Source organism: Candidatus Spongiihabitans sp., assembly GCF_965237845.1.
GTDB lineage: Bacteria > Pseudomonadota > Gammaproteobacteria > Arenicellales > Poriferihabitantaceae > Spongiihabitans.
Window position 1 is genome coordinate 2701630 of sequence record NZ_OZ250154.1, and the last position, 14629, is coordinate 2716258.

The following is a 14629-nucleotide window of genomic DNA, read 5'->3' on the forward strand; positions in this document are numbered from 1 at the left end:
ATTTGTGATTACTCTGGTTGCCTAATACTGTATAAAAGTCTTTGGGGCTGACCCATCACGGGCAGGTGCCGTGTGCGCCGCTGAATGAATATTCTTTGTGTCGCCCATCATACTGAGGCCATCGTTACACCACTTGCAATGATATATCGCCTTTCTCTATGCGCGCAAATATGGGAAACTCAGCGGTATTGAGCATCGCATATTTAATTATGACATTCACTACTTTTTCGGGGGAGTTATGGCAGGTTACTGGATAGTCCGGGCATCCGCATGTCGCGATCAGGCAGCGGCGGACGAGTATTCTAAATTATGGGGTGAAATCGCAAATCGGTACCGCGCTAAGACCATAGCGGGTCGTGGCGATCATCAAACCGTAGAAGGTGAATATAGACCACGCATTTTAATAATTGAGTTCCCAACCTACCAGGATGCTTTGGATTGCTATAACGATCCAGACTATGCCGTGGCCATGGAATTCGCATTGAAAGCGTATCAGCGGGAATTGGTCATCATTGACGGAAATTAAAAGAATGGCTGGCAATTATTTTACTGCACTGACTTTTACTTGAGGGATCAATATTTTGAAAATTATTTTAGGGACACTGACCTTTTCCAACCAGACTGATGCGGCCACATCTCTGCAAATGCTCGAATTGTTTCATGGCAACAATTACCATGAATTGGATACCGCGCACCAATACAACGGCGGAAAAACCGAGGTGTTGCTGGGCCAGCTGCTATCCGAAAATCCTGGGTTGGAATTCAACATTGCAACCAAGGTAAATCCATGGAATGACGATGGCTTAAAACCCGAGCAGGTTTCAATACAACTCAAGGAATGTCTCGATCGGTTGCGGGCAACCCCGGTCGATTTGCTGTATCTGCATTCGCCGGATCTTGATACGCCTGTTGTGGATACCCTTGCAAAATGCTGGGAGTTTTACCAGCAGGGGGCATTCCGGCGCTTTGGGCTGAGTAACTTTTCGTCGTGGCAGGTCGCCGAAGTTGTCGAAATTTGCCGAGCTAGGGGTTGGATGGCGCCCACCGTCTATCAGGGAATGTATAACGCCCTGACTCGGGATGTGGAACGGGAATTGTTTCCTTGCTTGCGTAATTATGGTATCAGTTTTTACGCTTATAACCCTTTGGCAGGCGGGTTGCTCACTGGAAAACACCAAAACTTCGATCAAGCGCCTGAGCCCGGCCGATTTTTGTCAAATGACCAATATACCGCTCGCTATTGGAAACCGGATTACTTTGATGTGCTTGAGACCTTGACAGCCACATGCGCGAAACACGATTTGATGCCTGCAAATGCCGCACTATGTTGGCTTATTCATCATTCGCGATTGTCCGCCAAAGACGGTGACGGCATCATTCTCGGCGCTAGCAAGTTATCCCATTTGCAAGAAAACCTGGCACATGTCGGCGGCGGCAAATTAGCGGATGAAATCGTAGAAATTCTTGACCAAGGCTGGCAACGGATTAAGCCGGATTGTTTTAAGTATTTTCGACCATAGTCGTGCCAGAAAATCCTAAACCGGAAAAACTTAAACGAAATAATTGGCCAGGTTTGCTAAACATCCTTCCCCGCTGGTTATGTTTATCGGCAAACTCTTGTTGAATGAACCCGCCACGGGTTAAGGTCAAGAGTGTCGGTTCGGCGCTCTGAGATAGTAGATTTATAGTAACCTTGGTGCGAGCAATCCCATCTTCCCCATCTTCCCACTGCCAGTTAAAGCAATTTTTACGTTTGGGATAATTTTTTCGTATTGACCGGTGTATGTCAATCCGATCAATTCATTGACAATGGTAATATAAATGTCTGCTGGTCAGTGACGCAAGCATCCTTGTCATAGTTGAATTCATATATCCTGATATTCTTCTTCGAGTACAGCAGGTAAGATGTTGTGCGTGTCCCGTAGTCGCCGTGGTCGCTGGTGCGGATGAATATGGATGACAGTTGTTTTTCTATGGCTTGACTGATGCCGGTGCCCGGCAGGTCATGGTCGCCGGCTTTGGTCTGATCCCGCATAATTGCATTTAGCTGGTCTATTTCGATAATCGCATGTCTGCTGATCAATTCAGTCAGCCGTTGAACGCCATGGGACATTTTAGGCCAATGTTGGTCAACAAAACCGTTCGATAAACTATGAAAACCATCCTTTAAGCAATGTAGGGATGAATCCTCGCTGCAAAATATGCTGATACTTTCTGGTGTGCCGAATACCAGATTGAACGGATTGTATTGTCGGTGTGTTTTTTGAAGACTGGCAATGAAACGCTTATCGGTTGCTTCATTGGTCAAATACCGCTGAACTAGCCACCCCCGGCTTTTTGCCCGCGTATTCGTGGCACCGCCGGTTCTAAAGTTAGTGACCGCACAAAATCGTCCCGCCAAATTAACCCCCAGCCAACTGCCGCCTTTCAAGGTGTCCCGGCCCGCTAAAATTTCAGGATAATCTGGCCAGTGGTGCATTGACTGAGACGGCCGTACAAAACTTTCATCACGGTTGGCCGCCACAATCAACGGATAATCATGATGTTGGTTAATTGCGAGAAAAAGTATGCACACAAGAAAATTGAATCTCCGCTTTTAGTGTACAGTGTACCTGCGCGTTAGAATAAGACAATAACCTTTTAGGCCATGACTTTTTAGGTCACAACTTTTTAGGTCACAACTTTTTAGGTCACAACTTTCTAAGTCACAACTTTCTAAGTCACAACTTTCTAAGTCACAACTTTCTAAGTCACAACTTTCTAAGTCACAACTTTCTAAGTCACAACTTTTTAAGCCAGGCCGATTCACTCTTAGCAAAATGGCAACCAATCAAATTCAGTGGTATCCGGGGCACATGCACAAAGCCGGCAAGGACATAACGGCGATGCTCAAGAAAGTGGATGTCTGTATTGAATTACTGGATGCGCGCATACCCTATAGCAGTGCGAATCCAATGCTGGCAGCGCTGAGAGGGAACAAACCCTGCTTGAAAATTTTATCAAAAAGTGATTTGGCCAACCCGCAATTGAATACTAGTTGGCAGCAATTTTATGAATCCGCTCCACATACCAAAGCACGCCTGGCCGACACCCGAAAAGCGCAAGGGATTACTCGCATTCCGGCACTGTGTCGCCAGCTATATGATGAGAACAGCGGTTCAAAATCTATCATCACGGCAATGGTCATGGGGATTCCCAATGTTGGCAAATCCACTGTGATAAATGGGTTGGCAGGAAGAAACGTCGCCAAAACCGGCGACCAGCCTGCGGTAACCAAAATCCAGCAGGTCATTGAAATTGAACCGGGATTTGTTTTGCTGGATACTCCTGGGATGTTGTGGCCAAAAGTGGAAAATAAAAATAGTGGTTATCGTTTGGCAGTGACCGGCGCAATTCGCGATACCGCGATTTCCCATCAGGACATTGCTGGATTTGCCGCGGATTATTTTATGCAAATGCACCCGCAAAGATTGACAGAGCGTTATAACCTGGAGAAATTACCCGACGAAAACACAGCGCTTCTTGAGCAAGTAGGCAGAAGAATGGGATGCTTGGTCAAAGGCGGGAAGGTCGATATGGATCGTGCGGCAAAAGTGTTACTGTCGGATGTGCGGGAGGGCAGATTGGGCCGATTTACCCTGGAAACGCCTGAGATGATGCAACGGGAATTAATAGCGGTTAATTTGGCTGGCGAGGAGCAAGCCAAACGAGCATGGGAAAGGAAACGAGACAGGAAACGGAAATGGAAGGAATCCACATCCTAAGACTGCATGCCTTGATTATTGCGCCCAATGTTTTATCGAAATTGCACGTGACCGGCGCTTTTAACACCGTATATCATTTACCCCCAATATTTTTGGAGAACAACAATGAAATTTGAAGGCATTTACCCCCGGTAATCACGCCGCAGCACGAAAATGGCGATATCGACAGAGATGGTTTCGTACAGTGGTGGCGGGAAACCGCCGAGCCGACGATGAAACTCGAGGTGATCCAATCCCGGTTTCGTGAAATGCTGCAATCCACCCGGCGGGACCTGGATTTACCGTTCTGACAAAGTGTATAGGTTCAGAAACATATTGCACTCCGATGCAGAAGGAGAGCCATGCAACATCAACACATCGGATATCGAATAAAAGGCTTTTACCGCAAACTGCCCAATTGACTGCTCGATGACAACACCATCCTGCCACACCATAGCCTCGGCTTGCAGTCTCCTGTAAACTTCCTCTTCCGTAATCAACCCGGGCGCCATATGTGGTGGACTTATACAATTTAATGACGCCGATGGCGTATTATCGGCAACTTAGCTTGACTGCCTGATTTTGTCTCAATATGTGGTGAACCCGGATAAGCTGTATTGATGCCATTGATTGTGCAATAGTTGTGCAGTCCCCCGAAACCTTCTGATGTCGTATTGGTAGAACTGGAATTTTATGTCTGAGATGAAATGTAACTTTATCGCCGGTGAATGGCTTGCCAGTAGCAATGCCATTGAGAACCGCAACCCGTCTGACCTGTATGATGTCATCGGTTTGTTTGCACAAGCCGACAAGACACAGCTGGAAACGGCACTGGATGCGGCAAGGCAGGCGCAGCGCATATGGGCTGCAACCGGGCTGGAGGCGCGCCAGACGGTGCTGACCAATATCGGCAATGAGTTGATGGAACGTAGCACCGAACTTGGTACGCTACTCAGCCGCGAGGAAGGCAAGCCGCTGGCGGAAGGCACGGGCGAAATCCACCGTGCTGGTCAGTTTTTCACCTATTATGCGGCCGAGGTGTTGCGACAGATCGGTGATACCGCAGACAGTGTGCGCGCCGGTATTGAAATTGATATACGCCGTGAACCTGTTGGCACCGTCGCCATTATCAGCCCATGGAATTTTCCGACCGCAACTGCAGTGTGGAAAATTGCACCGGCACTGGCATTTGGCAATGCGGTGGTGTGGAAGCCGGCGAATCTGGTGCCGGCATCGGCAGTGGCGCTTGCCGAAATCATTGCGCGACAGGATTTGCCAAACGGCCTGTTCAATCTAGTGATGGGCGCGGGTAGCACAATCGGCCAGCACCTGATTGAAAATCCGGCCATTGATGCCATCAGTTTTACCGGGTCGGTAGAAGTTGGTAAACAGATCGCGGTTTCGGCGATTGGCAATTTGACCAAAATCCAGCTGGAAATGGGCTCGAAAAACGCCCTCGTTGTAATGGAAGATGGTGACCTGGACATTGCCGTGGCGGCGGCACTTGGCGGCGCCTTTGGCGGCACTGGCCAGAAATGCACGGCTTCGTCACGCCTGATCGTGCACAGCGCCGTGCATAATGAATTTGTCGAGAAACTGAGCATGGGCGCCGCCGCCATGGTCGTTGGTCATGCACTCAAGCACGGCACACAGATTGGTCCTGTTGTCAGCCAGAACCAATTGGACGAAAATATGGCATATATGGACCTGGCCCGCGCCGAAGGCGGCGAGGTGCTGTGCGGTGGTGAGCGTGTCAGCCGCGATACCGAAGGCTATTACATGACACCAGCTGTGGTAGCCGGCACAAGCAATGACTGGCGCGTCAACCGCGAAGAGATGTTTGCGCCGATTGCCTGTGTGATTAGGGTCGACAGCTATGAAGAGGCACTGCATCTGGTCAATGACACGCATTTTGGACTGACATCGGGGATTATCACCCGTGACCTGGCGCGCGCCACGCATTTCCGCCGCAACGCCAAAACAGGCTGTGTCATGGTCAATCTGCCGACTGCGGGTACTGACTATCACGTGCCTTTTGGCGGGCGTGGCAGTTCGTCATATGGCCCGCGTGAACAGGGTGGTTATGCGGTGGAATTCTTCACTGCCGTTAAGACAGCCTATATCAATGCTGGCACACCATCTTGACCGCTGCCACGAGCCTCCCATGCATCTGATCGATAATCTTCAATATGCAAACTGGTCGGAGAAGATCTTCCGGCAAATGGCACAAGGTGGTGTGCATGCGGTGCATGTTACCATCGCCTATCACGAAAATTTCCGCGAGACGGTTGCCAATGTTGAGACCTGGAACCGCTGGTTTGAGCGATTTCCTGAGCTGATTTTTCACGGCAAGACCGGCGATGATGTGCGCCATGCCAGAAAAGAGGGGCGCACCGCCATCTTCTTCGGCTTTCAGAACCCCTCGCCGATTGAAGATGACATCGGGCTGGTCGCAATTTGGCACACGCTTGGTGCGCGCTTCATGCAACTGACCTATAACAACCAGTCGCTACTGGCTACCGGCTGTTACGAGTCCGAAGACCCCGGCATTACCCGCATGGGCAGGCAGGTGATACGGGAAATGAACCGGGTCGGCTTGGTGGTGGATATGAGCCATTCTGCCGAGCGGTCAACGCTGGAGGCAATAGAAATTTCTCGGCGGCCGATTGCCATCACCCATGCCAATCCGGCCTTCTGGCATCCGGCACGCCGTAACAAATCCGATGATGTGCTACGCGCCCTTGGCCAGTCGGGCGGCATGCTCGGCTTTTCAATGTATCCGCATCACCTTAATGACCAGAGCGCCTGCACGCTGGAAAGTTTCTGTGAGATGATTGCCAGAACCGCCGAGCTGATGGGCGCCGACAATATTGGGCTTGGCTCTGATTTGTGTCAGGATCAGCCGGATTCAGTGGTGGAATGGATGCGTATCGGGCGTTGGTCTAAGCAAATCGACTATGGCGAAGGTTCCGCAGACGATGCCGGATTTCCGCCGATGCCGGACTGGTTCCAGGATAACAGACATTTTATCAACATCGCAGCGGGCTTGCGCCGGTTTGGTTTTAGCGAGTCCGAAACCGCCGCCGTAATGGGGGAAAACTGGTTGCGCTTTTACGATAACAGTTTTGGCCCTGAAGGCGGCTGAGCCAATGAGCGCGCAACAGATTCTGACAGCTGGCGGCGACAGTCCCACCTGTTTACGTCCTGCCGCCACCGTCATGCGGCTGGCGCGTATGGGATCATTCCACCAGAGCCGATTGAGTTTCATGCGGGTGTTGTTGCGGCACCTGAAACACCATGGCTGGCGGTTTGACCGCCCGGTTTGGCGGATTGACACGCACGGCGTTGGTGTCGCCACCTACCGCGCCAGCGGGCCGGAACGCTGCTACACGCTTGTCGCCTTCGCGCATGATCTGCCCGATGAACTTCGCTCGGACCGGGTCATTGCCGAGGCCTGGGATGCCACTTTTGCCCTCCATGATGGCCATCCGGACGAGAGCGATATTGAAAGGCTTGCGCGAAACGTGCCGTATCAGGAGGCTGGCCGCATTTCCGATGCCGAACTGGTGCTTTCGCGAGCCAACCGGTCGGTGCGACTGTTTGACTATGTTGCTGGCTGCCTTGCCGCCGGTGAACAGCCCGATCTGGAACGGATTGAACCTGTTGGCTATCTCATGCGAACAACAGCGGTCTATGGATCAGGCAAATTTGGTGCTGCGGACCGTGACCTATGGGCTGAGCGGTCGGAATTTGCCGGCTCTTTCCAGCCTGAATTGCTGTCGGTCTGGCTGATTCGCGCCTTTACCATCGATATGGTGGAACATATGGCCAGCGTGCGGGCGCCGGATACCGCGGTTACCCTGGCGCCCGAAATCAGGCGACGGATTGGCGTCGGCAATTCCACCGGCCTTGGCATGGCACCGTTTCTAATCAATCACCCGGCGTTGATCCATTCCTGGATTGCGGCGCGCGAAACGGCGCTGGCCCGTGTCCGTGCTGTCAAAACCGCTGGCCACACCGAGATAGACCGATTTGAGCAGTTGGTGGAACGTTCTGCTGTGAACGCCGCCGACTGGCATGTTGAGCATGACTATCAGGCAAAAAAGGTTGATAGCTTGCGGGCTGACCTTGCCACCATCCACGCCTATATACGCCGCACCGACATGTCCGTCGATTATGCCTGGAACAGACTTTATGAATGGGGCGAGGCGACGCTTGGCTTTGAAGGGCAGGAACAACTTGTCTCGCTGATACTGGAGCCCTATCCACATCTTGTTGACGATCTGGCGATAACGATGGCAACTGACGAAGTAAGCGGCTTTCGCATTGACGGCAGTATGAGCGTGGCTAATCTGCGCGATATTCTGGAGCAGACATATGACTGGACAGACGCCGTTGATTTTGGCAGCCGCGAGGCGCAGGCGCGTGTATGGTATGTATCCGAAGAGAAACTGGAACCCCGGCTGGGAGAGCGGTTTGAAGAACCGATTGCCGATTACGAACTGCCGCTGGCGCCGGGCCGAGATGCCCGCCTTGCTCTGCAAACTCTGGCAGATTTTGAGGACGAGGATGCGATTGCCGGTTTTCTGCTGGCATACCCCGAACATCGGCATATTACGCGACGGGCGCAGCTAATTGTAAATTGCCCTTATGGCGAAATCCGTGACAACACCATTGCCGCAGATATGTTGCCGATAGACCTGTTGCGCTGCAAGTTGTCCTTTTTTGGGGCAACGAAATTTGACCCGCGTTCCGACAGATGGTTGCGGATTACCATGTTTCAGGGCGCCCCCTTCCCCGACGAACTGGCAGAACTTGACCCTGACGAACTTGTCTATCCGCCGCTACCGAGTGGCGCATAGGCGTGACTGTAGCCGTGCGGGGATGAACTGGTCAATCGGCGAAACAAGTGTATTGGCGATTAAGGCGGCCCGCGGTGTTGGCATGCCATGGGGACTTGCCGAAGAAGCTGGATTTGCCTTGCGCTGGCTGAGCCAAAATAGCGCACCCGGTGTCAGTGCCCTGTGCCGCTATCTTTCGTTCCATAAAACAGCGCTGGAAGAAGACATTCCGCCCGCCGTCTGGCCGGACAGTCAGAGCTGGCACTGCCCACTCCACCTCGGTGCCGCAATCTCGGACGGGGTCATTGATTTACCGGTTACCGTGCCGGGGGTGCGTGAACCCCTGCTATTGTTGCCCTTTCTCGCCACCCGCGCTACCGACGGCTGGCTTGTCAGTCTGGAAATGGGCCCGACCCGGGTCATGGTGGCATCTGACCGTTTTGCGAGCAACATTGCGGACACCAACTTGCTGATTGACCAAGCATCCTGCCGGATTACCTTTAAGGATGGCGCGCTGCCGGCAAGTGGCAGGCAAACCAACAGCCGGATACCAACCACCGTCACCGAATGCCTTGCCGTATTGACCCGCTTTGCACATCACACTTATGCGCCCGCAACCGAGGAATCACGCCTTGTCGGTGCTGGCGCCGGTCTGAATGATAACGACTGATTGTCCCCGACAGCGTGGTCCCGAAGGGCGCAGGACGAGATCAGCGCACTGAAAACAGCATGCGGCGTTAAAAAATACGCCCCCCATTGCCACCGAGCGCATTCTGCTAGTCGGCCGCCAAGGCTACGACCTCGCGGCTTCCAGCCACGAGTTGAAGGTGGACTGGTTTTCCTCCATCCATTTGTCCACATGGCGGGAAATGTCTTGCAATGAATCCTCGCCGTTACACATAGCGCTGTTTTGCGCGGACACATCGCTGATGTTAACCGCCGTCGCTTCAAACAACTTTTTGGCGGCCGGATTGGCTTTCAGAAAGTCGTTGTTCGCCACAACCCGAAGGCTGTCAACCGCAAAGCCCAGGTTCTTGCCCTGATAGGTTGTGTTGTCCTTACGGTCGTCCAGCAACGAAGTATAAGGCACCTCAAGCCATTCGACGTTTTTGCCGGGCACCAGCACGCCGGAGACCCAATAGGCGTCCAGGTGTCGTAAATCACCGGTTTCCCAGACTCGAGACGGGCGATATCAACCAATTGCAGTATGTTGGCCCGAGAATATCCTCATATTACACTTTTGTGCGGCATGGACGACCAGGCATTGGAATTTTTTGCCTAGGGTGCAAGGGATTGGGTTTGCGCCGGCGGAAATTGCCTGCCCAAAGAACATATTGCACTGTACGAAGCGGTTGTCCTCGAAAACAATATCGAAAAGGGGCGCAGAATAATGTCGGCATTGATGCCGTTCATGCGAATTCTTGAACAGGGTGGTAAACTCATTCAAATTGTGAAACACGCTTGCCGGATAGCCGGACTACCCGACGGGCCTGTGAGAAACCCTTTGCTTAAACTCAACAACGAGGTAGAGACGCGAATTGGAATCGGTATTAAAACCTTGAAAGCGACCATGTGAAAAATTCAAATTCACTTTCCGTCGGGGAAGCCCGAAAACTTGTGTTGCAAAGCCAGCGGGTATTAACCGCAGAAAATACAGGAAATGCGATTGATGCCACCTTGGGCGCGATCGAACATTTGGGCTATGTCCAGATCGATACCATATCAGTCATTCAACGAGCTCACCACCACACATTGTGGAACAGGAATCCACGCTATAACAATAACCATCTGGATTTGCTGGTGCAGCAAGGCAAGGTATTTGAATACTGGTCTCATGCTGCGGCCTATCTGCCGATGCAGGATTATCGATTTTACTTGCCTGATATGGCGGCCATCGCCAAAGGCCGAAAGCTCTGGTATGAATGCGACCCTAAATTAAAACGCCAAGTCCTCAACCGCATTGTTGGTGAAGGCCCGGTTCAGGCAAGAGATTTTGAACGCAAGGAAACAGGCAAACTGGCGATGTGGGAAAGGAAGCCTGCCAAATATGCGTTGGAACAACTATTCATGGAAGGCAAACTAATGGTAGCCAAACGGCACAGTTTTCAAAAAGTCTATGATTTAACGTCCCGGGTTTTACCCGAAGCGGTGGATACCGCCATGCCGTCAACCAGTAAGTGGCATCGTTTTCTAATTCGGAGATATCTTGAAGCAAATGGGCTGGGGCAGGCAGGCGAAATTTCCTATTTAAGAAAAGGAATTAAAGAGGGTGTGCAAGTCGAGCTGGACAACATGTTGGAACAGGGCGAATTGATTCGTATAAACATAAACAATAATTGCTATAACGATCGCTATTATGTGTTTCCGCAGATGCTGGAATTGCTTTCAAAACCGCTTTCCAGGGCGCGATTAAAAATCCTTTCGCCATTTGATAATTTTGTTATTCAACGCAAGCGAATTAGTCAATTCTTCGGGTTCGACTACCAGATTGAATGTTATGTGCCGGAAGCAAAACGAAAATACGGTTACTTTTGTTTGCCCATTGTGTGGAATGCGGCGTTGGCGGCGCGGATGGATTGCAAAGCCGACCGGAAAACTGGTTCGTTGATCATCAGGAATCTGGTCCTGGAGCCAACCGTGAACCAATTTGATGAATTCACCAATGCGCTGGCAAAAGAGTTGAGAAATTTTATGCTGTTTAATGATTGCACCCAACTGGTCGTGAACGCAGTATCGGACAAGTCGGTTAAGCAATCACTCATTGCGAAGTTCACATAAGCGCGTAAGACATAGCGCAAGCAGGTATGTGACGGATGACAATTTTAGACAAAAACCCGGCTTATGCCGGGTTTTTAGTCGCAAAGCGCTATTTAAATTTCCGGATTTCTCCGCTGCTCACGCGCGCAAAATAAGAATCCATTTCCATTTTTACGGTAGGCGCAAGGAAATACAGGCCGAGTATGTTAGGTACGCAAATCAAGAATACCAGCGCGTCTGATATATTCAGAATTGGACCCAATTCAACGACACAACCCAATGCCACAAATGCACAGAATATAATTTTATAAATTTTCTGTCCTAATTCGCCTTCGCCAAACATGTAAGTCCAGCCTTTCAAACCATAGTATGACCAGGAAATCATGGTGGAAAATGCAAACAACAGCGCCGCAAAAGCCAGTGGCACCGGAAACCATGAGAATTCACGTTCAAACGCCGCTGAAGTCATCGCCACACCCTGTGCGTTGCCCGCAAAAGACGGATCGGCAACCTGAGCCGTGCCAATTACCAGCGCAGTGATGGTGCAGATCACTATGGTATCAATAAATGGCTCAAGCAGTGAAACAATGCCCTCTGTTATTGGCTCATCAGTTTTAACCGCCGAGTGAGCAATTGAGGCTGAACCGATACCGGCCTCGTTTGAAAACACCGCGCGTTGGAAACCGATGATCATTGCGCCGAGCGCGCCGCCGGCCACACCCTCTCCGGTAAATGCGCCGACGAATATGTTGGCGATTGCCGTTGGAATGGCGTTGGCATTCATTAAGATAACGATGATGGCAAACAAACAATAGAATATCGCCATAAACGGAACAATCTTTTCGGTCACTCTAGCAATCGATTTAATGCCACCGACAATCACCACAAATACAACACTGGCAAGAATAAGACCGACCAACCAGCCCAAACCATCAAGCGCGCCCCCCGAAACATTGTTGAGTTGCACATATGCCTGATTTGACTGGAACATATTGCCAATTCCCAAGGCCCCTATAAAAATGCCAATGGCATAAAAAGTGCCGATGAATTTACCGAATCCAGCCATGCCGCGGTCTGCAAATCCTTTCCGAAGATAATACATCGGCCCCCCGGATACATGCCCGTCGGCAAATTCCTGTCGGTATTTGACGCCCAGCGTACATTCCACAAATTTTGTCGACATGCCCAGAAAACCGGCCAGGATCAGCCAGAATGTGGCGCCAGGCCCGCCAACCGTGACTGCAACCGCAACACCACCGATATTACCAATGCCGACGGTCCCTGAAACCGCGGTCGCCAACGCCTGAAAGTGCGAAACCTCGCCGTGGCTATTAGGGTCGGCATAATCACCGCGCACCAATGCAATTGCGTGCTTAAAACCGCGCAGGTTGATAAAACCCATGTAGAAAGTAAAAAACACCGCTCCAACGACCAGCCATAAAACAACCACTGGTAATTGGGCGCCGAATACCGGAATCTTGAAAAACACGATCTGACCAATTAATTCAGCAATTGGCGCGGTCGCATCATTGATTGCATCGTCGATTCCGGCGTGGGCGCTGGTCAACGAAACAATCATCAAACTAATTGTTAAAAATAGGCGGTACATCGTAATCTCCTCTAAAGTTGTGTATCAAGTGATCAGCATGAATCGAAGTTCTGGACAGGTTTTCTACGGTACGACAGTAACAGGCACCGAAGATGTTTGCACCAGCGCGGCGGTAACACTGCCAAAAATCATGGAGTGCATACGTGATTCACCCAGTTTACCGATATATATTTGGGATACATCGTGCTCCGCGGCCAGCTCAACCAGAGTTTCAGCTATTTTTCCATGGCGCACTACCGATTCAACAGACAACCCGGAATCCGCGAGCGCACTGGTTTCTGCACGCAACACCGTATCATTTGCTCTTTGAATTTCTGATTCACGACGTTGATGTCGCTCAGCCAGTTCTTCGGGTGTGTGGAAACTGTATGGTGACCAGTCGATAACATAAGTTAATACAAGATCGGACTGGGTTAATTTGGCGTGATTGACGGCAGCTTTTAAGGCGCGTTTACCGCCTTCGCTCCCGTCCAAAGCAACCAGGATTTTATCGGACATACTCTATCTCCTATTTGTGGTTTAAGAATCTAATGTTCAATTCAGAAAATTGGGACGATAAACAGGGGCATCTATTCTCTGTTTATCTATTTCAGTGATTTCAATAGCAGCGGAAATTTAAAAATGCGAGCAACAAGGCTTTATTCGAATAACTGGAGTGCACCCAATACAATACTCAAGTTTATTTGCGCGCACAACATCTCTCAACGGCATATCCCAACGATTAATAGTTTTTAAACCATGATACTACATGGTATATCAATCACGTGCAATACAGTATTTTCGTGTCATTATTCCTTTTCCCGCATAGTGATTGGCGCTTTTTCTGTCGCCATCGCGCTCATTCGGCAACCGGCGCACATCACGTTGCAATATCCGAATCGCTAATTTTATGGCCCCAGCTTTGTTTGGCGGATAAATATCGTTTATTCCATTTTGATACCCCGGCGACATGCCCCTGAGTCGTCATTTGAGTCAGCCCGGCGCTGGACAGATCGTCAATTTTCTTGGGATTATTGGTCAACAGTCGCATCGGTCGATTGCCAAGGAAATATAAAATCAGGGCCGCCGCATCGGTGAAATCCCTGGAATCGGCTGGAAGCCCCAAAGATTGATTGGCTTGATAGGTGTTTTCTCCCGCGTCCTGCAGAAGATACGTTGCCGCCTTGGCCCACAAACCGATGCCGCGTCCTTCATGGCCGGCCATGTAGATAATTATGCCACCGCTTGGATCATCCGCAATTCGGCTGACCGCGGATGCGAGTTGCGCTCCGCACTCGCAACGCTGTGAGCCAAACACATCGCCCGTCAAGCAATTCGAATGAACGCGCACCAACGGGTTTTCTAAATTTTCAGGGTTGCCAATCACTACCGCACTATTCACCGCCATGGACGGGGCTAAATCAGCAAACAGATTTTGACCGCCGCTTTTCCGCAACGCCGCGGCGAGTCCTTCAACTTTCTCGAGCTCGGTGCTGCGCACCGCCGCATACCAATTAACCTGGTAGGAATTCCCGGCCAACCGCAATGGCAATGGAATGGGTCCGAGCAGATTAATAATTAATGCGTCCTCATCTGTGGAATTTTCGTTATCGATGCAGCTGCCATCACCACTAATGCGGACAAGTTTTCCCGCAGCGACCAGTCGTTCTCGAACATCAGGCTTTAAATAAGTAAACATG

At 50.7% G+C, this 14629-nt stretch carries 16 protein-coding genes; 9 read left to right on the forward strand and 7 right to left on the reverse strand.

What is annotated here, in order from left to right:
• Window positions 1-238 precede the first annotated feature (238 nt).
• Both ACPXXB_RS13125 and ACPXXB_RS13130 read left to right on the forward strand, forming a co-directional pair.
• Window positions 239-526: a DUF1330 domain-containing protein gene (locus tag ACPXXB_RS13125; protein ID WP_423908051.1), complete on the forward strand. Its 288-nt coding sequence runs from the start codon at window positions 239-241 to the stop codon at window positions 524-526.
• A 55-nt stretch (window positions 527-581) separates the two neighbouring features.
• Window positions 582-1520, forward strand: coding sequence for an aldo/keto reductase family protein (locus ACPXXB_RS13130; protein WP_423908053.1), 939 nt, complete (start codon window positions 582-584; stop codon window positions 1518-1520).
• Window positions 1521-1795: 275 nt separating this feature from the next.
• On the opposite strand, the gene ACPXXB_RS13135 is transcribed toward ACPXXB_RS13130, so the two are convergent.
• Both ACPXXB_RS13135 and ACPXXB_RS13140 read right to left on the reverse strand, forming a co-directional pair.
• On the reverse strand, window positions 1796-2575 hold the full coding sequence (locus ACPXXB_RS13135; protein WP_423908055.1) for an NRDE family protein: 780 nt from the start codon (window positions 2573-2575) through the stop codon (window positions 1796-1798).
• Window positions 2576-2596: 21 nt separating this feature from the next.
• Window positions 2597-2809: a pentapeptide repeat-containing protein gene (locus ACPXXB_RS13140; protein ID WP_423908057.1), complete on the reverse strand. Its 213-nt coding sequence runs from the start codon at window positions 2807-2809 to the stop codon at window positions 2597-2599.
• A 10-nt stretch (window positions 2810-2819) separates the two neighbouring features.
• Between ACPXXB_RS13140 and ylqF the strand changes: the two genes are divergently transcribed.
• Window positions 2820-3764: a ribosome biogenesis GTPase YlqF gene (gene ylqF / locus ACPXXB_RS13145; RefSeq protein WP_423908059.1), complete on the forward strand. Its 945-nt coding sequence runs from the start codon at window positions 2820-2822 to the stop codon at window positions 3762-3764.
• A gap of 278 nt (window positions 3765-4042) precedes the next feature.
• Here ylqF and ACPXXB_RS13150 read toward each other — a convergent pair whose 3' ends face one another.
• Window positions 4043-4243, reverse strand: a complete 201-nt coding sequence (locus ACPXXB_RS13150; RefSeq protein ID WP_423908060.1) for a hypothetical protein — start codon at window positions 4241-4243, stop codon at window positions 4043-4045.
• Window positions 4244-4436: 193 nt separating this feature from the next.
• Here ACPXXB_RS13150 and ACPXXB_RS13155 point away from each other — a divergent pair, with 193 nt between their 5' ends.
• From ACPXXB_RS13155 to ACPXXB_RS13170, 4 genes are read left to right on the forward strand one after another with little or no spacing between them, the layout of a single operon-like run.
• On the forward strand, window positions 4437-5888 hold the full coding sequence (locus ACPXXB_RS13155) for an aldehyde dehydrogenase family protein (RefSeq protein WP_423908062.1): 1452 nt from the start codon (window positions 4437-4439) through the stop codon (window positions 5886-5888).
• Window positions 5869-6888 (forward strand): membrane dipeptidase, encoded by a 1020-nt coding sequence (locus tag ACPXXB_RS13160; protein ID WP_423908063.1) that lies wholly within the window; start codon window positions 5869-5871, stop codon window positions 6886-6888. The genes ACPXXB_RS13155 and ACPXXB_RS13160 overlap by 20 nt, the downstream gene beginning before the upstream one ends.
• Before the next feature lie 4 nt (window positions 6889-6892).
• Complete coding sequence (locus ACPXXB_RS13165; protein WP_423908065.1) at window positions 6893-8605, forward strand: hypothetical protein; 1713 nt, start codon at window positions 6893-6895, stop codon at window positions 8603-8605.
• Between the two features lie 22 nt (window positions 8606-8627).
• Entirely contained in the window at window positions 8628-9254 is a 627-nt protein-coding gene (locus ACPXXB_RS13170; RefSeq protein ID WP_423908067.1) for a DUF3726 domain-containing protein, read from the forward strand.
• A gap of 123 nt (window positions 9255-9377) precedes the next feature.
• Here the strand turns inward: ACPXXB_RS13170 and ACPXXB_RS13175 are convergent, their stop codons facing one another.
• Window positions 9378-9704 carry a glycine betaine ABC transporter substrate-binding protein gene (locus ACPXXB_RS13175; RefSeq protein WP_423908069.1) on the reverse strand — a complete coding sequence of 109 codons (327 nt, stop codon included), beginning with the start codon at window positions 9702-9704 and terminating at the stop codon, window positions 9378-9380.
• Window positions 9705-9974: 270 nt separating this feature from the next.
• Here ACPXXB_RS13175 and ACPXXB_RS13180 point away from each other — a divergent pair, with 270 nt between their 5' ends.
• Window positions 9975-10160, forward strand: coding sequence for a hypothetical protein (locus ACPXXB_RS13180; RefSeq protein ID WP_423908070.1), 186 nt, complete (start codon window positions 9975-9977; stop codon window positions 10158-10160).
• A complete protein-coding gene (locus ACPXXB_RS13185) occupies window positions 10157-11362 on the forward strand; it encodes a winged helix-turn-helix domain-containing protein (RefSeq protein ID WP_423908072.1) in 1206 nt (401 codons plus the stop codon). The genes ACPXXB_RS13180 and ACPXXB_RS13185 overlap by 4 nt, the downstream gene beginning before the upstream one ends.
• A gap of 88 nt (window positions 11363-11450) precedes the next feature.
• Here ACPXXB_RS13185 and ACPXXB_RS13190 read toward each other — a convergent pair whose 3' ends face one another.
• The 3 genes from ACPXXB_RS13190 to ACPXXB_RS13200 form a co-directional block, all read right to left on the reverse strand.
• Entirely contained in the window at window positions 11451-12950 is a 1500-nt protein-coding gene (locus tag ACPXXB_RS13190) for an alanine/glycine:cation symporter family protein (protein ID WP_423908073.1), read from the reverse strand.
• A 63-nt stretch (window positions 12951-13013) separates the two neighbouring features.
• Window positions 13014-13448 (reverse strand): universal stress protein, encoded by a 435-nt coding sequence (locus ACPXXB_RS13195; protein ID WP_423908075.1) that lies wholly within the window; start codon window positions 13446-13448, stop codon window positions 13014-13016.
• Between the two features lie 361 nt (window positions 13449-13809).
• Window positions 13810-14628 (reverse strand): GTP cyclohydrolase II, encoded by an 819-nt coding sequence (locus tag ACPXXB_RS13200; RefSeq protein ID WP_423908077.1) that lies wholly within the window; start codon window positions 14626-14628, stop codon window positions 13810-13812.
• Window position 14629: the final 1 nt, after the last annotated feature.